At 65.1% G+C, this 26,555-nt stretch carries 31 protein-coding genes; 28 read left to right on the forward strand and 3 right to left on the reverse strand.

Annotated features, from left to right (window positions below; genetic code table 11):
- Positions 1-69: 69 nt before the first annotated feature.
- The 10 genes from AC50YM_RS16100 to AC50YM_RS16145 all read left to right on the forward strand — a co-directional run bounded on the left by AC50YM_RS16100 (position 70) and on the right by AC50YM_RS16145 (position 4,814).
- Complete coding sequence (locus AC50YM_RS16100; protein ID WP_494957961.1) at positions 70-576, forward strand: hypothetical protein; 507 nt, start codon at positions 70-72, stop codon at positions 574-576.
- A 3-nt stretch (positions 577-579) separates the two neighbouring features.
- Entirely contained in the window at positions 580-1,476 is an 897-nt protein-coding gene (locus AC50YM_RS16105) for a phage major capsid protein (RefSeq protein WP_494957962.1), read from the forward strand.
- Positions 1,476-1,631, forward strand: coding sequence for a DUF7302 family protein (locus AC50YM_RS16110; protein ID WP_494957963.1), 156 nt, complete (start codon positions 1,476-1,478; stop codon positions 1,629-1,631). Before AC50YM_RS16105 ends, AC50YM_RS16110 begins: the two co-directional genes overlap by 1 nt.
- A gap of 15 nt (positions 1,632-1,646) precedes the next feature.
- Complete coding sequence (locus tag AC50YM_RS16115; RefSeq protein WP_494957964.1) at positions 1,647-2,120, forward strand: hypothetical protein; 474 nt, start codon at positions 1,647-1,649, stop codon at positions 2,118-2,120.
- Between the two features lie 5 nt (positions 2,121-2,125).
- Positions 2,126-2,521 carry a DUF6093 family protein gene (locus AC50YM_RS16120; protein ID WP_494957991.1) on the forward strand — a complete coding sequence of 132 codons (396 nt, stop codon included), beginning with the start codon at positions 2,126-2,128 and terminating at the stop codon, positions 2,519-2,521.
- Positions 2,518-2,892 (forward strand): hypothetical protein, encoded by a 375-nt coding sequence (locus AC50YM_RS16125; RefSeq protein WP_494957965.1) that lies wholly within the window; start codon positions 2,518-2,520, stop codon positions 2,890-2,892. Before AC50YM_RS16120 ends, AC50YM_RS16125 begins: the two co-directional genes overlap by 4 nt.
- A complete protein-coding gene (locus tag AC50YM_RS16130) occupies positions 2,889-3,293 on the forward strand; it encodes a gp17 family tail completion protein (protein WP_494957966.1) in 405 nt (134 codons plus the stop codon). Before AC50YM_RS16125 ends, AC50YM_RS16130 begins: the two co-directional genes overlap by 4 nt.
- A gap of 22 nt (positions 3,294-3,315) precedes the next feature.
- On the forward strand, positions 3,316-3,522 hold the full coding sequence (locus tag AC50YM_RS16135; RefSeq protein ID WP_494957967.1) for a hypothetical protein: 207 nt from the start codon (positions 3,316-3,318) through the stop codon (positions 3,520-3,522).
- The gene (locus AC50YM_RS16140) at positions 3,523-4,044 is read left to right on the forward strand and encodes a phage tail tube protein (protein WP_494957968.1); all 522 of its coding nucleotides are present in this window, start codon (positions 3,523-3,525) and stop codon (positions 4,042-4,044) included.
- 104 nt (positions 4,045-4,148) lie between these two features.
- Positions 4,149-4,814 carry a hypothetical protein gene (locus AC50YM_RS16145; protein WP_494957969.1) on the forward strand — a complete coding sequence of 222 codons (666 nt, stop codon included), beginning with the start codon at positions 4,149-4,151 and terminating at the stop codon, positions 4,812-4,814.
- Between the two features lie 304 nt (positions 4,815-5,118).
- Here AC50YM_RS16145 and AC50YM_RS16150 read toward each other — a convergent pair whose 3' ends face one another.
- Entirely contained in the window at positions 5,119-5,352 is a 234-nt protein-coding gene (locus tag AC50YM_RS16150) for a hypothetical protein (protein ID WP_494957970.1), read from the reverse strand.
- 172 nt (positions 5,353-5,524) lie between these two features.
- On the opposite strand from AC50YM_RS16150, the gene AC50YM_RS16155 reads away from it, so the two are divergent.
- From AC50YM_RS16155 to AC50YM_RS16210, 12 genes are all read left to right on the forward strand, one after another.
- The gene (locus tag AC50YM_RS16155; RefSeq protein ID WP_494957971.1) at positions 5,525-8,674 is read left to right on the forward strand and encodes a phage tail tape measure protein; all 3,150 of its coding nucleotides are present in this window, start codon (positions 5,525-5,527) and stop codon (positions 8,672-8,674) included.
- Entirely contained in the window at positions 8,674-9,510 is an 837-nt protein-coding gene (locus AC50YM_RS16160) for a hypothetical protein (RefSeq protein WP_494957972.1), read from the forward strand. Before AC50YM_RS16155 ends, AC50YM_RS16160 begins: the two co-directional genes overlap by 1 nt.
- A 1-nt stretch (position 9,511) precedes the next feature.
- A complete protein-coding gene (locus AC50YM_RS16165; protein WP_494957973.1) occupies positions 9,512-10,807 on the forward strand; it encodes a hypothetical protein in 1,296 nt (431 codons plus the stop codon).
- A gap of 9 nt (positions 10,808-10,816) precedes the next feature.
- Positions 10,817-11,773: a hypothetical protein gene (locus tag AC50YM_RS16170; protein ID WP_494957974.1), complete on the forward strand. Its 957-nt coding sequence runs from the start codon at positions 10,817-10,819 to the stop codon at positions 11,771-11,773.
- A complete protein-coding gene (locus tag AC50YM_RS16175; RefSeq protein ID WP_494957975.1) occupies positions 11,773-12,420 on the forward strand; it encodes a hypothetical protein in 648 nt (215 codons plus the stop codon). The genes AC50YM_RS16170 and AC50YM_RS16175 overlap by 1 nt, the downstream gene beginning before the upstream one ends.
- A 105-nt stretch (positions 12,421-12,525) precedes the next feature.
- The gene (locus tag AC50YM_RS16180) at positions 12,526-12,951 is read left to right on the forward strand and encodes a hypothetical protein (RefSeq protein WP_494957976.1); all 426 of its coding nucleotides are present in this window, start codon (positions 12,526-12,528) and stop codon (positions 12,949-12,951) included.
- On the forward strand, positions 12,941-13,306 hold the full coding sequence (locus AC50YM_RS16185) for a hypothetical protein (RefSeq protein WP_494957977.1): 366 nt from the start codon (positions 12,941-12,943) through the stop codon (positions 13,304-13,306). The genes AC50YM_RS16180 and AC50YM_RS16185 overlap by 11 nt, the downstream gene beginning before the upstream one ends.
- On the forward strand, positions 13,303-14,226 hold the full coding sequence (locus AC50YM_RS16190; RefSeq protein WP_494957978.1) for a M23 family metallopeptidase: 924 nt from the start codon (positions 13,303-13,305) through the stop codon (positions 14,224-14,226). The genes AC50YM_RS16185 and AC50YM_RS16190 overlap by 4 nt, the downstream gene beginning before the upstream one ends.
- Positions 14,226-14,414, forward strand: a complete 189-nt coding sequence (locus AC50YM_RS16195) for a hypothetical protein (protein ID WP_494957979.1) — start codon at positions 14,226-14,228, stop codon at positions 14,412-14,414. Before AC50YM_RS16190 ends, AC50YM_RS16195 begins: the two co-directional genes overlap by 1 nt.
- A 99-nt stretch (positions 14,415-14,513) precedes the next feature.
- The gene (locus AC50YM_RS16200; protein WP_494957980.1) at positions 14,514-14,744 is read left to right on the forward strand and encodes a hypothetical protein; all 231 of its coding nucleotides are present in this window, start codon (positions 14,514-14,516) and stop codon (positions 14,742-14,744) included.
- A gap of 19 nt (positions 14,745-14,763) precedes the next feature.
- Entirely contained in the window at positions 14,764-15,270 is a 507-nt protein-coding gene (locus AC50YM_RS16205) for a hypothetical protein (protein ID WP_494957981.1), read from the forward strand.
- A gap of 1 nt (position 15,271) precedes the next feature.
- Positions 15,272-16,723: an SGNH/GDSL hydrolase family protein gene (locus AC50YM_RS16210; protein ID WP_494957982.1), complete on the forward strand. Its 1,452-nt coding sequence runs from the start codon at positions 15,272-15,274 to the stop codon at positions 16,721-16,723.
- On the opposite strand, the gene AC50YM_RS16215 is transcribed toward AC50YM_RS16210, so the two are convergent.
- Positions 16,720-16,881 carry a hypothetical protein gene (locus tag AC50YM_RS16215; RefSeq protein WP_494957983.1) on the reverse strand — a complete coding sequence of 54 codons (162 nt, stop codon included), beginning with the start codon at positions 16,879-16,881 and terminating at the stop codon, positions 16,720-16,722. The two genes, AC50YM_RS16210 and AC50YM_RS16215, sit on opposite strands and share 4 nt — an antisense overlap.
- A gap of 389 nt (positions 16,882-17,270) precedes the next feature.
- Here AC50YM_RS16215 and AC50YM_RS16220 point away from each other — a divergent pair, with 389 nt between their 5' ends.
- A complete protein-coding gene (locus AC50YM_RS16220; RefSeq protein WP_494957984.1) occupies positions 17,271-18,893 on the forward strand; it encodes a phytoene desaturase family protein in 1,623 nt (540 codons plus the stop codon).
- A complete protein-coding gene (locus tag AC50YM_RS16225) occupies positions 18,890-20,371 on the forward strand; it encodes an MFS transporter (RefSeq protein ID WP_494957985.1) in 1,482 nt (493 codons plus the stop codon). The genes AC50YM_RS16220 and AC50YM_RS16225 overlap by 4 nt, the downstream gene beginning before the upstream one ends.
- Here AC50YM_RS16225 and AC50YM_RS16230 read toward each other — a convergent pair.
- Positions 20,316-22,517, reverse strand: coding sequence for a RecQ family ATP-dependent DNA helicase (locus AC50YM_RS16230; protein ID WP_494957986.1), 2,202 nt, complete (start codon positions 22,515-22,517; stop codon positions 20,316-20,318). The two genes, AC50YM_RS16225 and AC50YM_RS16230, sit on opposite strands and share 56 nt — an antisense overlap.
- Before the next feature lie 181 nt (positions 22,518-22,698).
- On the opposite strand from AC50YM_RS16230, the gene AC50YM_RS16235 reads away from it, so the two are divergent.
- From AC50YM_RS16235 to AC50YM_RS16250, 4 genes are all read left to right on the forward strand, one after another.
- Entirely contained in the window at positions 22,699-24,117 is a 1,419-nt protein-coding gene (locus tag AC50YM_RS16235; protein ID WP_494957987.1) for a phosphomannomutase/phosphoglucomutase, read from the forward strand.
- Positions 24,118-24,121: 4 nt separating this feature from the next.
- Positions 24,122-24,628, forward strand: a complete 507-nt coding sequence (locus tag AC50YM_RS16240; protein WP_494957988.1) for a hypothetical protein — start codon at positions 24,122-24,124, stop codon at positions 24,626-24,628.
- 20 nt (positions 24,629-24,648) lie between these two features.
- Entirely contained in the window at positions 24,649-25,098 is a 450-nt protein-coding gene (locus AC50YM_RS16245) for an RrF2 family transcriptional regulator (protein ID WP_494957989.1), read from the forward strand.
- A 145-nt stretch (positions 25,099-25,243) separates the two neighbouring features.
- The gene (locus AC50YM_RS16250; protein WP_494957990.1) at positions 25,244-26,404 is read left to right on the forward strand and encodes a globin domain-containing protein; all 1,161 of its coding nucleotides are present in this window, start codon (positions 25,244-25,246) and stop codon (positions 26,402-26,404) included.
- The last annotated feature ends 151 nt before the right edge of the window (positions 26,405-26,555 follow it).

Consider the following 26,555-nt stretch of genomic DNA (forward strand, 5'->3'; position numbering starts at 1 on the left):
TGGGGACAGCGCTACGGTCGCGCTTCAAGACCGGTCTTATGTCCGACGGGACGGAAACGGGGTAATCCGATGAGTAACGAAACCACTACAGGCGCCGAGCAGACAGCACCCGAAGGCACTCAGGAAACTGAGCAGGCCACGCCGGGGCAGTCGTTCACTCAGGCTGACGTCGAGCGCATCGTAAAAGAGCGCCTCGTGCAGCAGGCAAAGAACAAGTTCGGCGACTATGACGACCTGAAGACCAAGGCTGGCGAAAGTCAGACCCTGGAGCAGCGAGTCGCGGAAATGGAAACCCGGGCGCAGACAGCCGAGGCGGCGTCACGCCGCGCGAGCGTCGCAGCCGAGTTTGGTATCAGTACGAAGAAGGGGCCGAAGGGCGAACCGTCTGACGCTGACCTGTTCCTCACCGGAACCGACGTCGACACCCTGACCGCACAGGCTCAGCGCCTCGCGGGTCGGGAAGAAGACCGCAAGAAGCAAGGCAATTTTGCCCCCAAAGAGGGCACGACCACAACCACTGGCAAAGACGACGAAGACCTCCGGGGCTTCGCTCGCAAGCTATTCAATAAGGAGTAACACATGGCCGCTCTCACTACCGGCTCACTGACCATCCCGAAGCAGCTGCTCGAACCGTGGGTAAACAACATCCACAAGGGCTCGACCATTTCGCAGCTCTCGGGTTCTATCCCGATGAAGTTCGGCGCGGGCGAGGCTTTCGTCTTCGATTCCGGCGAAGCTGAGTATGTCGGCGAAGGGGCTAACAAGTCCTCGAACGATGTAACGAAGACTACTCAGACCATCGAGCCCTTCAAGTTCCAGAAGACCATCCGGTTCACGAATGAAGTCCAGTGGGCTGACGAGGACCACCAGCTCGGCGTCATCCAGGAGATCCTGAACCAGATTCAGCCGGCACTGTCCCGCGCGCTAGATTACGGCGTGATCCACGGCATCAACCCGAAGACCGGCGCTGTCGTTGCTGGGATGCAGCGTCTCACCTCCGCGACGACCGCCGTTGAACTGGGCGCCGCTGACGCCCCCTACGTGTCCACTGACGCCGCGATTGCTGCGCTGCTGGCCGTCGATGGCGTGCCCAACGGCATCGCAATGGATCCGAAGTTCGCTGCGAAGATCTCGGGCCAGCGCATCGCATCCACCGGCCAGAAGCTCTACCCGGAGTTCACATTCTCGAACGAGGCTTCCACGTTCGAGTCTCTGCGTGCGGCTACTTCCAAGACGGTCGGCGCTACCGGCGTCGCCGCTGTTGACACGAAGATCCGTGCCATCGTCGGTGACTTCTCCGCTGTCCGCTGGGGCATCCAGCGCGCCATCGGCCTGGAGCTCATCGAGTTCGGTGACCCGGACGGCAATGGCGACCTGAAGCGTAACAACCAGGTCGCTTTCCGCGCCGAGGTTGTTTACGGCTGGGGCATCGCTGAGATCAACCGTAACTTCGCCAAGATCGTTGACCTGGTCTAATGCCTCGTCTGCGTAGCGAGTTGACCGGCGCCGTGATGACGGTTGACGAGTCCACCGCTGCCCTGCTGGGTAGCGAGTGGGTCGCGGCTGACAAAGCTGACGAGAAGCCCGCACCTCGCCGGGCAAACGGCGTGAAATCCGAAGCCAGCAAATAACCGAAAGGGGCGGTCATGTCAGTGACACCTAACATGCTTGCGGTCGCGCTTGGGATGACCGCCCCCGAGGCTGGTTCAGTCACCGAGCAGCAGTGGTACATGTGGATTGATGATGCTGTGATGCTCATTGAGGCGCGGCGGGTCAAACTGAACGCGGCGGAACCTGACTGGGCGAAGCTTGATTATGTTGTCCGCGAGGCTGTCGTGGCGCACATCAAGCGCCCTGACGATGCGACTCAGGTCACGATCTCTGTTGATGACGGTTCGTCTTCGCGCTCTTACCAGTCTGCTCGGGGTCGTGTTGCGATCCTGGATGAGTGGTGGGCGCTGCTGGGGCTGGTTGAGACTAGCGGCGCGTTCTCGGTGGATCAGGTCGGCGCCGGATGGTCACGTCATTTGGCGTGGTGCAGCCTGAACTTCGGCGCGCTGTATTGCTCTTGCGGCGTCGATATTGCGGGCGTCCCGATCTTTGAGGGCGGCGGGCAGTGAGTTTCATGGAGGACATTGTCGGCGTCCTCCCATTCTTGAGGGCGCAGGCCGAGTCCCTGATGCTGGATGCCTGCACAGTCAACCGTCCGGGCGCGCTTGTGACCGACCCGGACGGCAACGTTGCGCCTACCCTGACGCTGGTCTATGAGGGCGCGTGCAAGGTGCAGCGGACGGCGACGCAAGCCAGCAACCCTAGCGCGGGCGGGCATCAGTTCACTCTGCAGGATTCGCGGGTTGATTTCCCGGTTGCGGCTGGTCCGTTGGCTGTCGATGACGTCGTGACGTTGACGGCGTCGGTGCTGGACCCGCAGATGGTTGGTTCGGCGTTCCGTGTTGTCGAGTTGTTTCACAAGTCTTACGCGACGGCCCAGCGCACAACGGTTTCCGAGGTGGTCGCTTGAGTGACGAGATTGCTGCACTCGCTGCGTCGCTATCCTCGGCGCCTGGCAGGGTTGAGCGCGAGGTAAAGCAGGTTGTGTCTAAGGGTTCGTTGAACGTGAAGAACCAACTCATGCGTGAAGCCGCCGGCTCGACTCACTTCAAGGGGTTGGCGCGTTCGATTGGGTATGACCTGACCGTGACGGCTGCTTTTGTTGAGGGCGAGATTGGTCCGCAGAAGGAACGTAACGCGGCGGCTGGTCTACTCGGCGCGTACTGGGGCTGGTCCAAGGGCGGCGGCGGAACGTTGCCGGATCCTATCGGCGCGCTTGAAGCTGAGCAGCCGAACGTTACCGAAGCACTCGCCCGTCTTGCTGAGGTGATTCTCGAATGAGCCTACGCGCCCATTACGACGCCATACAGGCGATGATCCCGGTCAAGTACACCGTTTACCAGTGGGACGTTCCCGCGCTCCCTACGTACCCTTACGTCCTGTTGTGGGGCGGCATTGGGTCGGTGGACACGGAGGCGTTGTGCGGCGATCCTGACACGCTGACGTTGCGCCCGAAGATCACCTATGCGGGGGCGACGGGTGCGCAGTTGCTCGTCATGGTTGATGCTGTCCGTGCCGCCCTGAACGCCCGCACACCGACCGTCCCTGGCTGGTCCCCGTCACGGCTGAAGCAGACGTCGCTTATTGATGCGCAGCCTGACTATGACGTGACGGTCCCTGACACGAAGGCGCACCCCGTTTTCTGCGTGGACGAATACCCGTTCACGTCTCAGCGCGCTTAGGCGCACCAACTAGGAGGCTCGTTTGGCTGATCCCAAACCGGCCGTTTCTGTCGTGCCCGAAAGCGCGCCGGAACCGGTCAAACCCCGGACCTATGACCCGCGCAAGTTGGTCTACGTCTTCGACAAATCTACCGGCGCCAAGCTTGGCAATCCGGTGCCGGAAACCTGGCTTGATGGCCGCTTTCCTCAGCTCTCAGAAACTCCTTCCCTCAAGAAAGCAGGCAAGTAAATGGCCGGTCAGAAAATGCTTACGGACGCTAACCGGCGTCTGGTGTTTGTCCCTACTCTCGCGAACTACCACGCCCCGTTGCTGGCGTCCCTGTCGGGTGTCGGCGTGCTGGAACTGTCGTGCAACGTGACCGCGGCTAACTATGCGCTGGGTTCCACGGGCGATGACTCGATCAACGACCCCGCCGCGTGCGCCTCGTCCAACTCGACGGTTCCGGGCCGCACGAACTACGAGGCCGCGTTCGACATGTTCCGGTGGAAGGACGCCGTTGACGACAAGGCGTGGACCACGTTCACCGCGAAGGGTATTCACGGCTACCTCGTGGAGCGCATCGGTCAGATCGCTGATGGCGAGAAGGCGCACGAGGTTCCGTTCGCCGCGCTGGATGAGGTTCGCGTGTTCGAGATCATCACTGGCACCCCGCAGGTTCTTTCCCCTAGTGGCGCCGGCTACGAGAAGTTCAAGGTCACGTTCTCCGTGCAGGACAACGTTGACGAGCGCGCTATCGTCGCCGCGGCCTAGCCCATAAAGCTGCCGGGCGGGAGGTTTTCCAAGGTTCCTCCCGCTCGGCGTTCCACCCCCCTAAACCTTGCCCCCACACATTCAAAAACCTTGGAGGTTTTCCTATGTCTGAAACACCCGGCACTGACGACTTTGACCTTGACAACTGGCTCGACGGGATTCAGCGCACGGAGCGTTCTGTGACGCTGTACGCCCGCCCTGATCTGCTCGCGGACATTGACGAACTGGAAGCGCAGAAGCGGCAGGTTGCGGAGATCCCCGAGGAGGACCGTGCTGCCGGGGAATCGACGGGCGGGAAGCTGCAGGAGAAGATCGACACCCTGTATCTCGCGCTCGATGCTTCCAAGCTGATCTTCAGGGTTTCGTTCCTCGATGACCAGGAGCAGGACGCGATTGCTACGGCGGTGAAGGCCGAACTCAAGGGTGAGGCTGACAAGGCTGCGGCTGAGGCTCGGCAGGAGGGGCGCGAGAAGTGCAAGCGCCTTGAGATTACGAACGTCAACGACGTCAACACCCTGGCGCGGACGATGGCGAACGCTGCGGCTGATGCTGTGATCGCCCGTGAGGTGAATGTCCGCACGATTGCGGCGGCTGTTGTGTCCCCGAAGCTGAACGTTGAGCAGGTCCGCAAGTTGTACACGCGGGTCGGTGACGCGCAGATCGCACTTATCTCCGCGGCCTATTCCCGCGCATCGAATGAGGCGCCGCAGGTTACTGTCCCAAAATCGTTGACGCCCTCGCCGACCGACGATGGGCTCACGTCCTCTTAGAGGCGCGTACGGCCCGTGACTGGAAGGTTCCGCAGACGGTCATGCGCGGGCGTAAGGCTGACGGTACGTGGACTTTCGCTGACCGGGTCATGGCGCTGGCTCTCACCGCTTATGAGGATGGGTTGTGTCCCGGGTGCGGGCTGCATCATTCTGTGACCCGCGGCGATCATAACGTCGGGCGCCATGAGGTTGACGATCAGATCATTTGTGAGGGTTGCGCGCCGCTGGAGGCCTTGCGCGAGAACGAGAAGCGCGAGACATTCCCGGGTCAGAAGATCGCTGTCCGCGAGGTTGAGGGCTGGGCTTAGCGGGTAGCGAGCATGCGCCGCGCGAAGCCGATCCCGGCGAAAAGCAGCCCGCCGATGACCATAATAATTGCCGCCGCTGACGGCGTCCCCTGCGTCTCGATCCCGTACTTGTCTACGTGCGTGGACATGGTCGCCATGATGCTCAGCACTACGCCGAGCACGGCAATGACCGCCCCCGCCGCGATGAGGTTCCTACCTGGCGTCTTCACAATTTCCCCCTGCTGAGTCATTCGGCAATTTAACCACACAGTGGAGGTATAGCCAATGGCTGGTGCTCGTGACGTTGTCGTAAGAATCCGCGCAGAGATTGGCGACTTTAGGCGCCAGATGGATCAAGCCGCGACTGCAGCCCGTGATCTGGGGCGCGCTACTGGCGAATCCGGGCAGACGACCGTAACGGCCATGACCCAGACGCAGGCGGCAGCTCGTGACACCCGCGCCGCGCTGAATGATGCTGGCAAGGCTGCGCAGACCGCGGCTCAGGGATTCGGACTGACGTACAACTCCGCGGGCCAGTTGACGGACCAGTTCGGGAATATGGTCACGGAGGCGCACGCTGCCGAGGTTGGGCTTGAGACTGCCAGTGATGCTACCCGCGAGTTCGCCGCGCAGCAGCAGCACGCAACTGCGGCCGCTGGCGAAGCTACGACGACTATGGGACGCCTCGCCGCATCCGCCCGCGACCACGAAGATGCGTGGGACAAAGCTGGTGGAACCCTGCTGGCGTTCGGTGCCGCTGTCGTGGCTGGCGTCGGGTTGGCTATTGCCAAGTACGCCGAGTTCGATAAGGCGATGTCTGAGGTCAGCGCCGCAACTCACGAGTCTGCCGGGAACATGCAGCTTTTGCGGGACGCGGCTATTGAGATGGGTGCCGATACGTCGTTCTCCGCAAAGGAAGCAGCGGACGCGATTAGCGAACTGGCTAAGGCTGGCGTCACCACGGCGGACATCCTGAACGGCGGGCTTGCAGGCGCGCTGTCCCTGGCTGCGGCCGGCTCCCTCGGTGTTGCTGATGCTGCGGAACTCGCGGCTACGGCGATGACCCAGTTCAAGCTCAAGGGCTCGGACCTGCCGCACGTCGCGGACCTTCTGGCGGCTGGTGCGGGTAAGGCGCAGGGTTCCGTTGAGGACCTGGGCATGGCCCTGAAGCAGGGCGGGCTTGTTGCCGCCGCTACCGGTCTGACTATCGAGGAGACCACGGGCACGCTCGCGGCGTTCGCTTCTGCGGGCTTGATCGGCTCCGACGCCGGCACGTCATTCAAGACGATGCTGCAGGCCCTCACCCCGTCCTCAGTGGCGGCGAAAACCGAGATGGAGCGGCTGGGCATCTCCGCCTATGACGCGCAGGGCGAGTTTATCGGTATGTCCAAGTTCGCCGGCGTGCTGCAGACCTCGATGAAGGATCTGTCGGTTGAGCAGCGCGCCGCTTCGCAGAAGATCATCTTCGGGTCTGACGCTGTCCGGGCGTCAAATGTTCTTTACGAGCAGGGCGCGGCGGGTATCGGCGGCTGGATTTCGGCTGTCAACGAGGCAGGCTTCGCCGCCTCTACCGCGGCGATCAAGCAGGACAACCTCGCGGGCGACCTGGAGAAGTTGGGCGGCTCGTTCGATACCGTCCTCATCCAGGGCGGCGGCGCCGCCGCTACGGCACTCCGCAGTATGGTGCAGGGCCTTGAGGATGTTATCGACGCTGTCGGCAAGGTCAAGCCTGAGGTCCTGGGGCTGGCTACCGGCATGGCTGGTGTTGTTGGCGTCACGGCGCTGCTGGCTGGCGGGTTCCTCACGCTGCTCCCGAAGGTGTTGGCTACCCGCGCCGCGTTCCGCACCCTCGCTGCTACTAACGTACCGCTCGCCGCGGGCATTGGGCGGGTCGCGAAGGGCGCGGGCGTGGCGATGGTCGCCCTCCTGGCGCTCGGTGCTATCGGCGCGATCTTCACGGAAAAGCAGACGACCACCACAACCGAGTACGCCGGCGCGATTATGAAGGTATCGGCGGCCAGTAAAGGCGCAGATTCCACCGGGCTCGATTCACTGTTCCAGTCCTTTGAAAACTTCGGCGGATCCTCGACCGTGACCGGCGTGAACAACCTGTCGGACGCTATCGGCAAGCTCACCAAGAACGACTGGCAGGCTAACGTAAACCAGTTCTTCGACGGCTTCACGAGTGCGATCGGCTTTCCTAAGAGTGCGCTCGGTCAGCTTGACGACAAGCTAAAGGGCCTCGGCGATACCCTCGGTGAGGTCGCGTCTAACGGCGGGGCTGAGTCTGCGGCGAAGACGTTCAACCTGCTCACGGAGGAGTTCCAGAAGAACGGGCAGGGCGCGCAGGAGGCGCTCGATAAGATGCCCGGCTACAAGGACGCGCTCCTGAAGCTGGGGCAAGCCGCTGGCGTAGCGCTGGAACCTAGCGAGCTGCTCGACCTCGCTGCGGGCAAGATCCCGGCGCGGATGGCGGCGGCTCAGACTGCTACCGAGAACGCGGCCACCGCTACCGAGCGGAAGGCCCTCGCGGACGAGGCAATGGCTGAGGCGCTGGAGGCCGTGGGACTTAGTGCCGAGGGCGCGGTTGTGGACATCGACGCATTTACGCGGTCGCTGTTCAACGCCGGGCTGCTGTCACTGTCCTCGTCTGATGCGTCTATTGCGTATCAGGCATCAATCGACGCCATGACCGAGTCTGTGACAACCAACGGTAAGTCGTTGGACATCAACACCGAGAAGGGCCGTAACAACCAGACGGCGTACAACGGCATCGCCAAGGCAGCTATGTCAGCCATGACAGCGACCGCCGAGGAAACCCTGGCGACTGAGGGCTCGGCGGCTGCGCAGGCGAAGTTGCAAGAGGGCCTGCAGACCAGCTACGACGACCTAATCAAAGCCGCTGGACAGCTCGGCGTAACGGGTGACGCTGCGGACACGATGGCGCGTAAGGCGCTGGGTATCCCCAAGGAAGTCCCGATCAAGACGTGGGTTGAGGACAAGGCCACGTCTGAACTGGAGCGGATCAAGGGCGTAGTTGACCGTATGCCGACGTTCAAGCAGCTCAGTGTTCATGTTCAGTACACGGAGTCTGGGACCGCAGTTCGGGACCGGGCTAGCGATGCGGGCATGAGCAATATGGCTCAGGCGCACCGTGACGGCGGGCTTATCAAGTTCGCTGATGGCGGCGCGGTTCGGAACTTCGCTACGGCGGGTTATGTTCGCGGGCCTGGCACGGGAACGTCGGATGAGATCAATGCCCGCCTGTCCAATGGTGAGTACGTCATTCGCGCGTCGAAGGTTGCCCAGTACGGCGTCAAAACTTTTGACGCCTACAACAACGGGTACGCCGCACCGTCGAAGTCTATGGCTGGCGGCTACGGGCAGACGCAATCGTTCAGTGGGTTCGCTGCGGGCAGATCTTCCGCCGGCAGTTCGAATGTCACCGTATCCGCCCCGGCAGTAACCGTGATGATCGGCAATGAGCAGTTGGATTCGCGCATGTTCAGCGTCGCGGGTTCCGCCATCGCTTCAGCGGATAGTCAATCCCAGAGTATGAGGAGGGGCCGCTAGTGGCTGCTGTAAGTGTTGAGGCGCTGTTGTCGGCCCCTGCCCCGCGTGTTGGTGTGACTGTGACGGGGTTGGGTGTTGGCGCGTCTGTTGTGAGTGTGTGGCGTGTCGCGGATGGGGAACGTAATCCTGTCCGCGGCGCGCGGCGTGCTGGCATGAATGATGCGGCGTACATCATCGACTACGATGCGCCGTTGGGTCGGCCGATCAGCTACGAGGTTGAGGTGATTTCCGGTCCGTCAGGGGCGAGCCGTGTCACCAGTTCAGCGGTGACGGTTGATTCAGTGACGGGCTGGATCATGGACCCGCTCATTCCACAGTCGGCGGTCCCTGTGACTGGCGGGAAGGATGGCAGCGGGGCTTATTTGCGGGCGTCGGCGTTGTCGGCGTTGGAGTACGCGGCGGACGTGCAGGTGTACAACATCATGGGCTCCGATAAGCCGATGGCGCTCTTTGGTCAGCGGATGGCGGAACGAAACCTTGACACGTCGTTGGGTGTCCGTTCGATGGAGGAGAACGCGCGGCTGAAGTCGTTGCTCCGGTCCACGGCGCAACTGTTGTTCAGGCCGTTGCCGTCGTGGGGCGAGTTCGAGTTACCGGGGACGTTGTTCCTGGCGAACGCGACGGCCACGCAGGTCCCGGTGGATGTGGCGTGGGGCGGCGAACTCACTTGGTGGGAGATGAAGTCAGATGTTGTCGCGGCCCCGACGATCCGTGTGTTGACTGCGACGTTCACTTATGGCGATGTTGCGATTCTGTTTTCCACCTATGGGCAGAAGCAGGATCTGATGGCGGGCAAGTCCTATCTTGATGATTTGAAGAACCCGCTGGGAGGCTGATGTGCGTCCGATTGATGAGGTTTCGCGGGATGCGTTGGGGGGTTCGCGGCCTGCTGACAGTTTGACGGTTTGGGCGTGGCGGGATGGTGTTTTGGCGGTGCCTGAGCCGTTGGATGTTATTGATTGGTCGGCGTCTGATGATGCCGGGGATTCGGTGAAGGTTGGGCAGAAGCTTAGCCTGACGGTTGCGGATCCTGATGGTTCGTTGGGTGCGTGGCGGTTTGAGGATGCGCTGTCTGTTGCGGGTACTGAGCTGCGGGTCATTTACAACGTTGGCGGTTCTGGGTCGGTGAATTATGGCCGGTTCCGGGTGACGTCGAACGAACCCACAGCGGCCGTTGATTCGCGCGTAATTGCTGAGTATGGGTATTCGGAGCCTGACAGTGTTTTGGAGCCGCACAAGCGCCGCGTGTACGTCACGACGGGTGTTGTGAAGCTTGAGGCTGTGGACTTGACGGCGAACGTTGACCGGGACAGGTTCGAGGCGCCCGAGTCGGCGTCGTCGGGGACTGTGCTGGCTGAGATTGCCAGGCTGACGGAACGACATTTCCCGCTGATTGTTGATGCGGGCGTGTCGGATGCGAACGTGTCGCCGCTGCTGGTGTTTGACCGGGAACGGTTGGAGGCTGTGCAGGACTTGGCCGCCCGCGTGAATGCCCGATACCGGATGGGCGGTGACGGTGAGTGCCACATTTACCCGGCACGTTCGGAGCCGGTCTGGCGTGTTGAACCTACCGCGGGACTTGTGTCCGTGACGCGGAAGCAGTCCGTGGATGGGCTCGTAAACCGTTGGGTTGTTGAGGGTAAGGACTCCGAGGACGGTAAGCCTGTCCGGGCGACGGTGTCCATTGATACGGGCCCGCTGCGGTATGGCGGGCCTCATGGTCGCGCACCGTTCTTCTACAGTTCGGAGATGATTACGACGGCGGGGCAGGCGTCCGATTATGCGTACCGTCTGCGTGATGAGTTCCTGTCATCCCTCGCCGTCGAGTTGGCGGTTGAGACTGTCCCGCGCCCCGAGTTGCAGGCCGGTGACTGGATCGAGGTCGGGTGCCCTGTCGCGGCTGGGCACGTCGCTTACATTCCGGGGCAGGTCACGTCTGTCCGGCGCAGTGGTTCGACGGTTCCGGGCGGCACGTCACTAACTGTGGCGTGTTCGTACTCGGATGTCTCGTCTGCTGTTGCCCGCACCGATTGGGCTAAGCACATCACCGCCGGGATGCCGCCGCTGACGTGGGACCGGATGCCCGGCACCTGGGGTCAACTCCCGCCGACTACTTGGAACAACCTGCCCTAAGGAGGCCCCGTGACTGGCTTGAAATACACGATGGGCGCTATCCCCGGCGGCAACACCCGCCGCACGTATGGGACCGCGTTTTGGGATGGCGCGGCGTGGTTCGCGGACGTCGGCGGGAACCTGCTAACCTGCCGCTGGTTGGACCCGATCCAGCCGCTGCAGGGCGGTCCTATCGTCGTGGACATCACCACCGATGATCGCGGGCAGTCGTCGGCGCTCGTGATGGGCGGCTACACGGACCAGCCCCGACCATCAACGGGCACGGTTACGGCGGTCATTCCTGCAGGCCCCGGCACACGGATAGCTTTCACCGGACACGATGGTGTCGCGTATGAGGCTGAACGGTTCGTCGGCACATACAACCTCGGTGACGTCGTCCTGCTGGATTGGGCGGCGGGTCAGCCGTCCATCATCGGCAAGGTTCCCACGGCGGCACCAACACCCGTAGCGCCCGCACCAACCCCGCCCGGCAGTGTTGTGGCGACGGGTACTGTGCGGACTGCGGCGACGAAATCGGATACGTGGGGCGTTGGCGGGTGGGGTCGTTGGGCTACCTCCCAGCGCGGCGGTGAAGACGTGTACACCGGCTCGTGGGGCGGGTATGCGATGACGGGCGCCTGGTTCTACGGCGCCGGCAACAAGGTTCTGTCGGGCCGGAACATTGCGGCGGCACGGTTCCGCATCCCGGCGCGTCTCGGTGTCGGCGGGTCCGGTAACGCAACAATCCACTTGTACGCGCACACCAGCCCCGACCAGCCAGGCGGTGACGTGAGCCGAACCGTTGGCCCGTTTGACGTGTCCGTTGCGCAGAACGCGCCGCCCCAATGGGTGACACTCCCCAGCAGTTTCCATGCCGCACTCGTCAACGGGGGCGGCATTTCCATATCCGGCGACCCTTATGCCGGTTTCGTCGGGCGCCTCAAAGACCCCGAATCAGGCAAGCTCGAATTTGATTGGACGAACTAATGACCCAGACCCTCTACAACGGCGCCGTCGTCCCAACCAATAGCGACCCCTACGAACTGACCGGCGACCTCGTGAAGCTCGCACTGTCACTGAGCGTCCCTATCCGCGTGCCTGACACGGCGGCACGTAACGCCCTCGCAGCCCTCGCACCCGGCGGCGTACTCCCCATCGGTACTGAGGTCATCATCACCGGGGACACGACCATGCCTAAGCAGAAGTGGAACGGGACCAAATGGGTGCAGTTCATTTACGCAGAAGCCAGCGCATCAATCGTCGTGCAACCGTCCCAGCCGTGGGGGTCAGGGCAGCTCACCATCAGTGGCGCGAACTCGACCGACAGCACGTTCGTGTCGTTCCCGGTCGCTGATTGCATCCAGTTCACGCAGCCGGGCCTCTACTCCATCTCGGCGCACATGGTTCTCTCGTCCGGCACCGTCTCCGGCTTCACGAAAGCAACACTGCAGTCCGAGTTCGGCAACTCCGTGTACGGGCAGGAATACCCGACACCGGGCGCGTCCGAATGCCTCATCGCAGCCCCCGTCGTGTACTTCCCGACCGCGGGCGGCAGGGTCTACGTGAAGTTCTACCAGACCAGCGGCGCCGCCCAAACATGGTCCACCCTGGCACGCATCAGCAAGATCGGGTAACACCCTCACCCAACGCGCGGCCCCGGGATTGCGCCCCGGGACCGCACGAGTTCACACCATACGCCAGCCAACCCCGGCGGGCACAAACTCGCCGGGAGGCAACCAATGCGCACCATACCCAAAATCAACGGACGTCGCGGCGCGTTTCAACTCCTCTTCGCGTTCATCTACGTGTTTGTCGGGGTCAGTTTCATTACGGCCCCGGAAGCGTCCAGCAGGGTCGCCGCGCTCGGCTACCTTGAGCAGCTGCACATCCCCATCGCCCCGCTCGCCGCCCTGTGGATCGTCTCGGCGGTTATCGCTTCGGTGTCCGCGTTCCTGTGCCGCCCGAAGGACTGGATCGGATTTAGTGCCCTCGTGTTCGCGCCGGCTGTGTGGGGCGCGTTGTTCCTGATTGGCATCGCGTTCGGTGGCCCGCTGCTGGGGCTTGTGTCCGCGGCGATCTACTGGGCGTTCGGCGCTACTTCCATGATCGTCTCTGGGATGCAGGGCGAGTTCGACCGAGACGCAAGGAAAACCCGTGAACCCTGACCAACTACTAACCCTTGTCGGCATCTTCGCCGTGCTGGCAGGCGGCGCTTATGGTGCGACGTATGCGGGGCGGACGGCCGCGAAGACCTCAAAGGAAGCGACTGCGGTGACGTTCGCTAAGAACCTCATGGAGCGCATCGAAACCCTAGAAGATGACGTGAAGGACCTCCGCAAGGATCTGAACTTGATGTCGCGGAACTTCTCGACGGCGATCAACTTCATTGAGCGCATGGTGTTGTGGGCGCGCGGCGGATCGAGGCCGCCCATGCCCGGTGTTCCCGAATCTTTGAAACCCCACCTTGACCCCAGCCTCATCGACCGGCACCACGAGCAGCAGGAACGAGAGCAGGCATGAGGCCCGTATCGAGCGAGTTCCGAACAAGCCAGCATTTCGGCAGCGGCGCTACGGCGGGAGTCGTTGCGAACCCCAGCCCCGATAGCGGCATGGGCTATTACGTCTGGCTCTACGGCAACTACCAGCCGCACGGGCACGCAGGGCAGGACATCGGCTGCCCTGTCGGTACGCCGATCTATGCGCCGGCTGACGGCACGGTGCTCTATGCGGGGTGGACCGAAGACCTGCCAGGGTCCGGCGACATCCGCAAGTGGTTGTTCTACTACAACTTCGGCGGCATCCTCACGGTCATCCAGCACAACGGCTGGATCAGCGCCATTGCGCACCAATCAAACAATGACGCAGTGCGCCCCGGGATGCGCGTCACGGAAGGCCAGCTAATCGGCAAGTCCGGGAACACGAAGACCCGGACAACGAAGGTAGCCCCACACGTTCACGTCGAGGCCCTGGTGGATCTCACGTACCGAACCGGCGGCGGGCTCATCTACGGGCGCACCAACCCCGAACCGTTCTTCGGGACCGGCCTCGCAGCGGCTGGCAGCATCACCCCAAAAAGCAACACCAACACATCCGAGGAGGATGACATGCCGACATTGGATGAAATCTGGTCACACCCCATCGAGGATCCGAACCAGCCGGGGTCGTTCGTGCCCGCGTATGAGTGGGTCCGCCAGGGCAACATCAAGGCCGGGCGTGCTGCTGCTGCGGCTGAGGCGATCCCGGCAGTGGTCCTCTATAACGAGCGCGTGGACGGGCGGAACCTGTTCGACTGGCTCAAGCAGTTGCGCGCCGACGTCGTGGGCATCCAGCCGGGCAGTGTGGACGTCGCGGGAATCGCTAAGGCCCTGTCCGAACAGCTCGAAACTCGCGACCTTCAAGCCCTTGCTACCAAGCTCCGGATCACCGTAGAGGAGTCCTGATGAACGTGAACCCGAAAGTTACCGCCGCGGTTGTTGCCGCCGCCGTAACCACGATCCTCGCATGGCTACTGACACTGGCGGGCGTCGAGGTGCCGAACCAGGTTCAGGGCGCGATCACGTCGGTGCTGGTGTTCGTCGCCGGCTACATGACGCCGTCAGAGGCATCCGAGGGCAAGCACTCAGCCTGACTCGCGGCGTGGTCGCGTCACATTCAAATCGTTACCGTCACATTTTAGACTTGCACGCTTTGTCAACCCTTATTATGCCCCGCGAAGGAGGCCCCCGACATGGCCGTGACCACCACGCCGCTCGGATTCAAGAAACCAGACGGCCAAGAGCTAGTCCGGGGCGGCGACAACGCCATAGCCGACAACGCACAGGTTGCGGAGACGGAACACCAGGCCGCGCGCAGCCGTCTCAACTACGTCGAATCAGCCCTAGCGACTGGCGCGGCTGGGCCGGGCGCCGGATCCCTCATCCCTGACGTTGCGAACCCGGGGTTCTACTTCGTCGTCTAACCCAGAAATGAGTGTTGCCATGTCTTACCCATCCGGCGTGCAGCTCGCCACCCTAACTTTTTCCAATCCGATCACCGTTCTCGGCACTGATGCGACGAAGACGGAAATCACTATTGAACCGACGGCCAGCGTTGTGTGGTCTGCTACGGGTCAGCCCGTGGATAACTTCGAGGAGACTGTCTCGCCCGCGGTTGGTATCCCCGGCTCGTTGACTGCCCCGTTCACGGATCAGCCGGGCTTCACTGACCAGGCGGGCAACACGTTCACGGGATGGGCTTACGTCGTCACACGCCGCACCCACTTCGGCGGGAAACCCAAGACGGTCCGAAAGAACTGGCAACCCGTCATGGGTCAGACAACCACGGACTTCGACAACCTGCCCGGCGGATCCGTCAGTCTGCCAGTGTCCGCACCCACCGCCACAGTCACATCGGTGAACGGTCAGACGGGCGCCGTAACTATCGCCGCACCCCCAGCACTCACCCCGGATCCGGTCTACCCCGGCTTCTACCTGATCGGAGCATGACATGGTTCAACGCATTGTCTCAGTAGGGGACGACTTCAAACTCCCGGGCGGCGTGAAGGTGGAGGACGCCAACCTGCCCGCACGGCTTGGGACCGCGGCACTCAATACCACTATCGGGGACCAAGTTACGGCGACTGTCCCCGCCGCCGTAGCCAACAAGGCGGACGTCTCTACTACACCGCCCAGCCTGAAGCGCTGGCACGCGAAGCTGCTGGCATCCCCCGCTACGGCGAAGATCGCCATCGTGGGAGACTCAACCTCCGACCCTGGCGGCGACGGCAAGCGCGTCCGCGATCAGATGCGCGAGATCCACACACTGCCCGGCGAAGGGCTGGAAGGAGTCCTGACGACCAACATCGTCGCGCACGGCTACACCGGCATCAAAGCATCCGAATGGGCTGTAGACGCGGCAAAGAAGGCCGAAGTGGTAGCGTCCGCCCCGGACCTCATCATCTACAGCCACGGCATCAACGACGTCCGCCTCGGCGGCGTATCGGCGGCGCAGTTGGTCACGATCATCGAGGGCAATATCAACTATCTACGGACGGCGCTGCCGAACGCGGACATCGTCCTGCGTATGCCCAACTCGTTTCTGACCGACAGTGGCACCACGGCGACCGTCAACCCGCTGGCAAGCGCGCAGGCGTACAGCCTGATCCTGTTCGAAGCGTACTCGCTGCTGGCAAACAAGTGGCAGAACGTCGTCATGTGGAACGCGCAGGACCGTGTATTCGGACGCCTCGCCAAGCCCAAAGCCAACACCCGCGGGCTTATGAACGACATCGTCCACCCGACACTGCTGGGCTACGACACCATCGCGGACTACCTGGTCACTGACCTGATCGGGCACGCCCGCCGCGGCCCCGCGTCACGGCAGGTCCCAGTGGACATGGTGCAGGCGTCCCGGCCCGCCAAGCCCTACCTGCTCGGTGACACGGTACGCCGCGCCGACTCGACCACTGCTATCGGGGCGCCAACCAGCGGCGGCACGTACCTTGAACTCTCGGGAGTCACGGGCGTCATCGGTGAACGGATCTACGCGCCCACCGCGGGCCGTAAAGTCCTCGCCTACGAAATCGGTGTGTCCGACTTCGAGTGCGGCGTAACCCTCACCGCCCCGGACCCGGCATCGAACGATAACCACCTGATCTTCCGGGTGCAGGACGTCAGCAACTTCCTGATCTTCAAGGCACGCTCAGCGACCCGGTTTGAACTCGTCCGGTGCGTTGCCGGCGCGACCGTCGTGCTCGGCACCTCGATCACGGTCCCAGGCGCGGGTGACCGGATGAAGGTCATCTGTGAAGGTGAGAGCGTGTGGTGCTACCTGAACGACAAGCTCATCATTTCCGCGCAGATTCCCGAGTTCAAGACCGCAACGAAAGTTGGGCTTGAGTTCTCCACAACCGTCTCCCGCTGGGTTGACCTGTACGCCCGGCGCCTGCCGGTCGTCTAGGCCAGCAGGGACCGCAGCGCCGTCTCGTACTCTGCGGCGATCACGACAGGCTCACGCCCGGCGGGGATGCCAGTGTGCTGCTCGCCCCAGTTCTCACGGACGGCCTTAGCCTGGTGGTATTCGGCGGACAGTTCCAGAAGCTTTTCCCCAATAGTCATGGACTGATTCTAGGGCTAAGTAAGACCGGCAGTGTCCCCACCCCATCAGCGCCCCATCATCTTCGGATGGTGGGGCGCTTTTGTTGTCAGAACCATCCCCCCAATGGGGGGATGTGCAGTCGAATAGCCCCCTATTAAGCGGGTTTAGTCGACTCGGTTTTTCAGACAGAATGGGGCCTACTTCCCTGTACTGGCGCGGATTATATCGATTCAAAGTCGACCCTCGCAATGGGGTTCAAATCCCCCCGTCTCCGCGTTTGGCCCCGGTCCCTGGACCGGGGCCTTTTGCGTACCCGGGGGACTCCGGCGGGCTTCGGGGAACCCGCCGCGACCGTCCGGGTGCCGGACACCGGACGCCTTGCGTTGGACCGGGATGGCAGGATTAGCCCATGTCACGGAACACCACGCCAAGGAACACCGCGTTTGACGCGATCATCGTCGGCGGCGGGCACAACGGCCTGGCTGCGGCAGCGTACCTGTCCCAGGCCGGCCGGAACGTCCTGCTGCTGGAGAAGCTCGAACATCCCGGCGGCGCCGCGGTGTCCGCCCAGGCGTTCGACGGCGTCGACGCCCGCCTGTCGCGGTATTCCTACCTCGTCAGTCTCCTCCCGCAGCGGGTCATTGACGACCTGGGCCTGCGCATCCGGCTGGCCCGGCGGCGGTATTCGTCCTACACGCCCGATCCGCACGACAGCAGGAAGGCCCTGCTGGTCGATAACGGCGATGCCGCGGCGACCGCGGCGTCCTTCACCGCCGTCGGGGCGGCCGACGGCGAATTCCAGGCTTTCGCCGATTTCTACGCCGGCTGCCGCCAACTCACCGAGACCCTCTGGCCCACCATGACCTCACCGCTGCCGACCCGCTCCGAAGCGCGGAAACTCGCGGCCGAAGCCGGGGCGGAAGCTGCATGGGATGCCATGATCGAACGGCCAATCGGTGACGCCATCACCCGGAACCTCCAGCACGACCTGGTCCGCGGCGTCGTGCTCACGGACGCCCTGATCGGAACCTTCGCCCGGGCCGACGACGAGGACCTGCAGCAGAACATCTGCTTCCTCTACCACCTGGTTGGCGGCGGAACGGGCGACTGGGACGTACCCGTCGGCGGCATGGGCGCGGTTTCCGGCGAACTGGAACGGGCCGCCCGCGACGCGGGGGCAACCATTCTGACGTCCGCGGACGTCACCGCCGTCCGCCCGGGGGGTGAGGTCAGCTACCGCCACGGCGGCACGGCGCACACGGCCACCGCCTCGTGGATTCTCGCCAACGTGGCCCCCGTGGTGCTGGACCGGCTGAGGGGACACGACGGGCCCTCGAATACCCCGCGGAACCCGAACCATCTCCGGGAGGGCGCCCAGGTCAAGGTGAATCTGCTGCTGAAACGGCTCCCCCGGCTGCTGGACCAGAGTGTCAGCCCGGAGGCGGCCTTCGGCGGGACCTTCCACATCAACGAGACCTGGTCGCAACTCGACGCCGCCTACCTCGCCGCCGCGGCCGGCGCCATCCCCGACCCGCTGCCCTGCGAGATCTACTGCCATTCCCTCACGGACCCCAGCATTCTTTCCCCCGCGCTGCAGGCCGCCGGCGCGCAGACCCTGACCGTGTTCGGCCTGCACGTCCCGGACCGGCTGATTACGGCGGAAAACAACGACCGGCGCCGGGCGGAGCTGCAGGCGGCGGTCCTGAAGTCGCTGAACTCGGTCCTGGCTGAACCCATCGAGGAACTGCTGCTGAGCGGCCCGGACGGACGGCCGTGTATCGAAACGAAGACGACCCTGGACATCGAGCGTGCGGTCGGCATGCCGCGGGGCAACATCTTCCACGGCGGCCTGGACTGGCCCTTCGTCGAGGACGATGCGCCCCGGGACACCCCGGCGCAGCGCTGGGGCGTCGCAACGGATGACCCGCAAATCGTGCTCTGCGGTTCCGGCGCCCGGCGCGGCGGTGCCGTCAGCGCGATCGGCGGGCACAACGCGGCCATGGCGGTGCTGGAGTCCACCGCTCCCGCATGAGTGAGCCTTCACCGGGCCGGCCCGCTTCCGGCACCGCCGCGGACGGGTGGAGTCCCCGGCTGGCCCTGCTCGTCGCCGCGACATTCTTTATGGAGTTCCTGGACGGCACCGTCCTGACCACCGCGATCCCCAGCATCGCGGCGGACTTCTCTGTCCCGTCAGCCGACGTCAACATCACCATGACCGCCTACCTCATGACGGTGGCGATGGGGATCCCGCTCAGCGGCTGGCTGGCTGAACGGCTCGGGGCGCGGCGGGTGTTCTGCCTCGCCATCGCAACGTTCACCGTGGCCTCGCTGCTGTGCGCGCTCAGCCAGGACCTGACCATGCTCACCCTCAGCCGGGTGCTGCAGGGCGCGGGCGGCGCCATGATGGTCCCGGTGGGCACCCTCGTGGTGCTCCGCGGAACGGCCAAGAAGGACCTGCTCCGCGCCACGGCCTATCTGGTCTGGCCGGGGCTGCTGGCGCCCGTGCTGGCTCCGCTGGTGGGCGGCGCACTCACCACGTTCCTGTCCTGGCACTGGATCTTCCTGATCAACCTGCCGCTGGGACTCGCGGCCTTCCTCGCGGCCCTGCGGCTGGTCCCGGACACCGTGGGTGACCGCAAACGGCGTCTGGACTGGCTGGGCCTGGCGCTCACAACACTGGGCGTGGGGGCCGTTGTGGTGGGCCTGGAACTGGCCGGCGGACGCGAGTCCGGCGGCCTGGCGGGCATCGGCATCACCGCCGGGCTGCTGTTCCTCGGGATAGCCGTCTGGTGGATGCGGGGGGCCCGCTCCCCCTTGTTCGACCTCAGGGTCTTTTCCGCCCGGACGTTCCGTGCCACGGCCACCGGCGGTTTCATCTACCGCCTGACCATCAGTGCCGTGCCCTTCCTGCTGCCGCTGATGTTCCAGAACGGCTTCGGCTGGGATCCGCTGCACGCCGGGGTTCTCGTGGCGGCAGTGTTTGTTGGCAATATCGGGATCAAACCGGCCACCACCCCGCTGATCCGGCGCTTCGGCTTCAAACCGGTGCTGGTCTTCGCGTCCCTGGCCTCGGCGGTCACCTTCGCGCTGTGCGCCCTGCTCGACGCCGGCACCCCGGAGCCGGTGATCTTTGCCTTGCTGGTGGCCAGCGGAGCCTTCCGGTCCATCGGGTTCTCGGCCTACGCCTCGGTGCAGTACGCCGACGTCGTGCCGGCCCAGCTGCCGTCCGCCAACGCCGTTTCCGCGACCCTCGTGCAACTCGCGGCGGCGGCCGGAATCGCCATCGGCGCGCTGCTGGTCCGGGTTGCCGAGGCCGGCGGCCCGCTGCTGGCCGGGGCGAGGGCAGCCGGGGACCCGGCGGCACCCTACCGGGCCGCATTCCTGGCGATAGCCGTGGTCATGCTGTTGAGCACTCTGGACAGCCTGACGCTGCCCCGGCACGCGGGAGCCGAGGTCAGCCGGCCTGGCCCAGCACCAGCGGCAGCACCGCACCGGCGCCCGCGAGCCTGAGGGCCCGGCCGGCGACAGTCACCGTCCAGCGGCTGTCGACCAGGTCGTCAATCAGCATCACGCTCTGACCCTGGATCCCGGCCAGGGCTGCTTCCAGCTCCGGTCCCACAGCGAGGCGTTCCCAGACGCCGGCGAGGCGGTAGGCGCTGTTGCCGCCCCGCCCTCCCGTCGGTCCGCCGTGCTCGAGCTGCAGCTGCCCCAGGTACGGGATCCGGCCGATCTCGGAGATGCCCCGGGCCAGCGAGTCCACCAGGGCCGGCTTGCCGCGGGACGGGATGCTGATGATGGCGGCGGGTCGGCCGGCCCCGCTCCAGCCGGGGGTGCGGGCGTCACCGGTGCCCCACTCGCGCAACACCTGGACACAGGCCTGCATCATGCCCGGGTCCACCGTGCGGTCAGGGGCGCCTGCGGCAAAGGCTTCGCGCAGCGCGCCGCCCCAGCCCAGGTCGGTGAGCCGTGCCAGCGCCCTGCCGTGGGCAACGCTTTCGTCGGGTTTGATCTTGCCCTTCACGGGCACGCCCAGCCGGTCCATGCCGCTGGGCCACTGCAGCCGGGGTTCCAGCGGGACACCGGCGCGGCTCAGGGTCTGGCCCGCGGCTTCCGTGGCGGAGGCGGCAATGTCGGCGGGGAACCACTGTCCGGCGCAGTTGTCGCAGCGGCCGCAGGCGTGGGCGGTCTCGTCGTCGAGGACCGAGGTGATGTATTCCATCCGGCAGCCGGCGGTGTCCTGGTAGATCACCATGGAGTCCTGCTCGTCCACGCGGGCCTCCGCGATCCGGCCGTAGCGCTCGGCGTCGTAGGTCCACGGCCGGCCGGTGGCCCGCCAGCCGCCGCCCACACGCTCCACCGCGCCGTCGACCGCCAGCACCTTCAGCAGCAGCTCCAGCGGCGTCCGGCGCAGGTCCACCCGCGCTTCCAGCGCCACGGTGGACACGGCGGTCCCCGCCTCGGCGAGGGCGGTCAGTACGGCGCCGGCCTTTTGCTCCGAGGGCATCGAGGCGGTGGCGAAGTACTGCCAGATGTCACGGTCCTCGGAACCGGGCAGCAGCAGCACGTCGGCATTGGCGGCGCCACGGCCGGCACGGCCGACCTGCTGGTAGTAGGCCACGGGCGAGGACGGCGCCCCGAGGTGCACGACGAAGCCGAGGTCCGGTTTGTCGAAGCCCATGCCGAGTGCGGAGGTGGCGACCAGGGCCTTGACCTGGTTGTCCTTGAGGAGCTGCTCGGCGCGTTCCCGGTCGGCGGGGTCAGTGCGTCCGGTGTAGGCGAGCACCTCATGCCCCGCTTCGGCCAGGAGCCGGGCGGTGTCTTCGGCGGCGGAGACCGTCAGGGTGTAGATGATTCCGCTGCCGGGGAGGTCTGCCAGGTGCGTGAGCAGCCACCCGAGCCGGTCCCTGGAGTCCGGCAGGCTCAGCACGCCCAGCCGGAGCGATTCACGGCCCAGGGCCCCGCGGATGGTCAGCACTCCGTCGCCCAGCTGTTCCTCGATGTCGTGGACCACCCGGGAGTTGGCGGTGGCGGTGGTGGCCAGCACCGGAACGGACTCCGGCAGCTGGGTGATCAGGTCCGCGATGCGCCGGTAGTCGGGACGGAAATCGTGGCCCCAGTCCGAGATGCAGTGCGCCTCGTCGATGACCAGGAGCCCGGTGCGGCGGATCAGTTCCGGCAGCTGGTTCTCGCGGAAGGAGGGGTTGGTGAGGCGCTCCGGGGAGACCAGCAGGACGTCGACCTCGTCCGCAGCGAGCTGTTCGCGGACGGTGTCCCACTCCAGCTGGTTGGCGGAGTTGATGGCCACCGCACGGACCCCGGCCCGCGCCGCGGCGGCCACCTGGTCACGCATCAGGGCCAGCAGCGGGGAAACAATCAGGGTGGGTCCGGCGCCGCGGCGGCGCAGCAGCAGGGACGAGACAAAGTACACGGCCGACTTTCCCCAGCCGGTGCGCTGCACCACGAGGGCCCGCCGGCCGCCGTCGACGAGTGCCTCGATGGCCTCAAACTGGCCGTCATGGAACTCCGCCGCCGGGTGCCCCACCAGGACGCGCAGCACTTCCTGGGCCTGCTCCCGGGTCCCGGAACCGCCGGCGGAACCGGCGGCATCGGCGGGGGCGGAAGCGGACAGGACTGCAGCGTTCTGGTTATTGGCCATTGCTTCAGTATCCCAGCCCGCTCCGACAGCGGCGAAGCCACGGCCGCCGCTATGTGGACAATCACAGCGGTGGCGCCGGGGCTGCCCCCGGTCCCAGCCGGTCCCAGCCGGCCCCGGTGACGCCACGACAACGCCGGCTCCCCTCCACAGCCGGGTTCGGCTGCAACGTAAGATAAGACGCGTGACTATGGACCAGACAAAAACTTTTGACCTCTCGGCCTCCTTCAAGGCCTACGACGTGCGCGGCATTGTCGGCGAATCGATCACCGCGGAGATCGTCGAGGCTGTGGGTGCGGCGTTCGTCGATGTCCTGCAGCTGGAGGGCAAAACGGTGCTCGTCGGCGGCGACATGCGCCCGTCGTCCCCCGAGTTCAGCAAGGCCTTCGCCAACGGCGCCGCCCGGCGCGGAGCCAACGTCCAGCTGCTCGACCTCATTTCCACCGATGAGCTCTACTATGCCTGCGGTGCGCTGGACGCGGCCGGCGCCACCTTCACCGCGAGCCACAACCCCGCGGAGTACAACGGCATCAAGATGGCCAAAGCCGGCGCCGAGCCGATCTCCTCAGAATCCGGGCTCAAGGAAATCCAGGCCGGCGCCGAGGAATACCTCAACGCCGGCTCCATCCCGGCCGCCCCGGTCCGCGGCCTGATCGGCGTCCACGACGTCCTGAAGGGCTACTCCGAGTACCTCCGCAGCCTCGTGGACCTCCGCGGCTCCCGCCCGCTCAAGGTCGTCGTCGACGCCGGCAACGGCATGGCCGGCCTCACCACGCCCGCCGTCCTCGGCGATACCCTGCTGCCCAAGCTCCCGCTCGAGATCATTCCGATGTACTTCGAGCTCGACGGGTCCTTCCCGAACCACCCCGCCAACCCGCTGGAGCCGGAGAACCTGCGCGACCTGCAGGCCGCCGTCGTCGAGCACGGGGCGGACATCGGACTGGCGTTCGACGGCGACGCCGACCGCTGCTTCGTCATCGACGAGAAGGGCGAACCCGTCTCGCCGTCCGCGATCACCGGAATGGTGGCCCGCCGCGAGATTGCCCGCGCGCAGGGGCTCGGTGAGGCGAACCCGACCGTCATCCACAACCTGCTCACGTCCCGCGCCGTCCCCGAGATGGTCGAGCGCCAGGGCGGCCGGGCCGTCCGCACCCGTGTGGGCCACTCCTTCATCAAGGCTGTGATGGCCGCCGAGGGCGCCATCTTCGGCGGCGAACACTCCGCCCACTTCTACTTCCGCGACTTCTGGAACGCAGACACCGGCATGCTGGCGGCCATGCACGTCCTCGCCGCCCTCGGCGAACAGGACGGTCCGCTGTCCGAGCTCGGCCGCGAATACGAGCCCTACATGTCCTCCGGCGAGATCAACTCGGAAATCGAGGACAAGGCCGGCGCGGTGGAGCGGGTCCGGCTCGATTTCCACACCGACGACGTCGAGGTGGACTACCTCGACGGCAGCACCTTCATCGCCACGGACGGCAGCTACTGGTTCAACCTGCGCCCCTCCAACACGGAGCCGTTCCTCCGCCTGAACGTCGAAGCCACGGACCGGGCCACCATGGAACGCGTCCGGGACCGCGTCCTGGCGCTGGTCCGGGGCTAGGACCATGTCGGAACGGCCGGCGGAAACCGCAACGGAGCGCGCTGAGGATGGGCCTGCGAACTCCTGGCGCGGCAGCGTCCCCGAAGCCAGCGCCACGGATCTGGAAAACCTGCTCGGCACCGGCGTCGGCGCGGCCCAGGAGCAGCTCGAACGCAACGGCGGGTTCCTGCCGTTCGCCCTCGTGGTGGAGAACGACGGCGAAGTCCGGCTGGTGGCGGTCACCCCCGCCGACGCGGCTGAGGGCACCGACGCCGACTTTGACGCGGATTCGATGATCGGCGACCTCACGGAACTGCTCCGGCAGCACCGGGACGAGTTCCGCGCCGCCGCCATCGTGTGCGACATCACCCTGCTCGAAGAGGCCTCGGACGCCATCCACGTCGCGGCGGAACACCGCGACGGGTCCCTGTTCGCCGCGGTCCTGCCCTACGCCGCCAACCCGGAGACGCACGACCTGGAATTCGGCGAGCTCTCCGCCGATACCAACGAGCCCGGCGTCTGGGTGGACTAGACCGCCGGTAAACTGGTGTCATGAAGATCAATGCCTTCGCGGATGTGAGCCTGCGCGCCATGATGGTGCTCGCGGCCGCTCCCGACGGCGGGCTCCTCACCACCCAGAGCATCGCCGACGCCGTCGCCACGCCGTACAACCACGTCAGCAAGGCGATCGTTAAGCTGCGTGAGCTCGGAATGATCGACGTCGAGCGCGGCCGGCACGGCGGGGCCCGGCTCAGCAGCGCCGGCCGCGTCGCCACCGTGGGCCAGCTCCTGCGCCAACTGGACACCCGCACGGACCCGGCCGACTGCGTCGCGGCCACCGGTGCCTGTCCGCTGATCAACGAATGCCGGCTCCGCGGCGCCCTGTCCCGGGCCCGCGAGGCTTTCTACCGCGAACTGGATGACATCGTCGTCGCTTCCCTGCCGACCACCCGGCAAATGGCCCCGGTGTTCCAGGCGATCGGGCTGCGCCCGGGCCTCTGAGCCGGCCTCCGCCACGCCCGGGAATCCCCCCGATTTGGACATGCTTTCTACACCCTGTAGAACAGAGATATAAATACTTGCATTTCAAATACGGGTATTTGAATCGGGCCGGTTGAAGACCCCGGCCACTATCTCAGGAGTCCACATGCTCTCGGACAAGTCCTTCCCCGTCATCGAGGCCACCCTCCCCCTGGTCGGTTCCCGGATCGGTGAAATCACCCCCAAGTTCTACGCCCGGCTCTTCGCGGCGCACCCGGAACTGCTGGACGGGCTCTTCAGCCGCTCCAACCAGCGCAACGGCAACCAGCAGCAGGCCCTGGCCGGAAGCATCGCCGCTTTCGCCACCCACCTGGTGAACAACCCCGGAACCCTGCCGGAGACCGTGCTCGCCCGCATCGCGCACCGCCACGCCTCCCTCGGCATCACCGAACCGCAGTACCAGGTGGTCTACGAGCACCTGTTCGCGGCCATCGCCGAAGACCTGGCCGAGGTCATCACGCCGGAAATCGCCGAAGCCTGGACCGAGGTCTACTGGCTGATGGCGGACGCGCTGATCAAGCTCGAAAAGGGCCTCTACGCCGCCCAGGCGAACGGCAAGATGTGGAGCCCATGGAAGGTCGCCGCCAAGGCCGCCGCCGGCACCGGTTCCATGACCTTCACCCTGGAACCGGCCGACGACACCCCCATCACGCCCGCCCTCCCGGGCCAGTACGTCAGCGTCAAGGTCCAGCTCCCGGACGGCCTGCGCCAGGTCCGCCAGTACTCGCTGTCCGGCGAGGCCGGCAGCAGCCGAAGCTTCACCACCAAGAAGGACGACGGCGGCGAAGTCTCCCCCGTGCTGCACAACAGCGTCCAGATCGGCGACATCCTGGAAATCTCCAACCCCTACGGTGAAATCACCCTCAAGGAAGGCGACGGACCGGTTGTCCTGGCCTCCGCGGGCATCGGCTGCACCCCGACCGCGTCCATCCTGCGCTCCCTCGCAGACTCCGGCTCGGACCGCCAGGTCCTGGTCCTGCACGCGGAAAGCGACCTGGACAGCTGGGCGCTGCGCAGCCAGATGACCGACGACGTCGAACGCCTCGACGGCGCCGACCTCCAGGTCTGGCTGGAGCGGCCGGTCGCCGGAACCAAGGAGGGCTTCATGTCACTGCGCGAAGTGGACCTCCCGGCCAACGCCTCGCTTTACCTGTGCGGCCCGCTGCCGTTCATGAAGAGCATCCGCAACGAGGCCATCAACGCCGGCATCCCGGCCACCAAGATCCACTACGAGGTCTTCGGCCCGGACATCTGGCTGGCCAGCTGATCCATTCATCGGCTGCTCCGCACCGGCCCTTTTGAGGGTCCAAAAAGGCCGTTGCGGAGCAATCGATGAGAGTACGACGGCGGGGTGAGAACACCCCCCACATCCGAGAAGATGAACCAACACTCCGCCCCCCACGGTCCCGCTCGCTCAC

It is taken from the genome of Pseudarthrobacter sp. RHLT1-30-1, assembly GCF_059383415.1.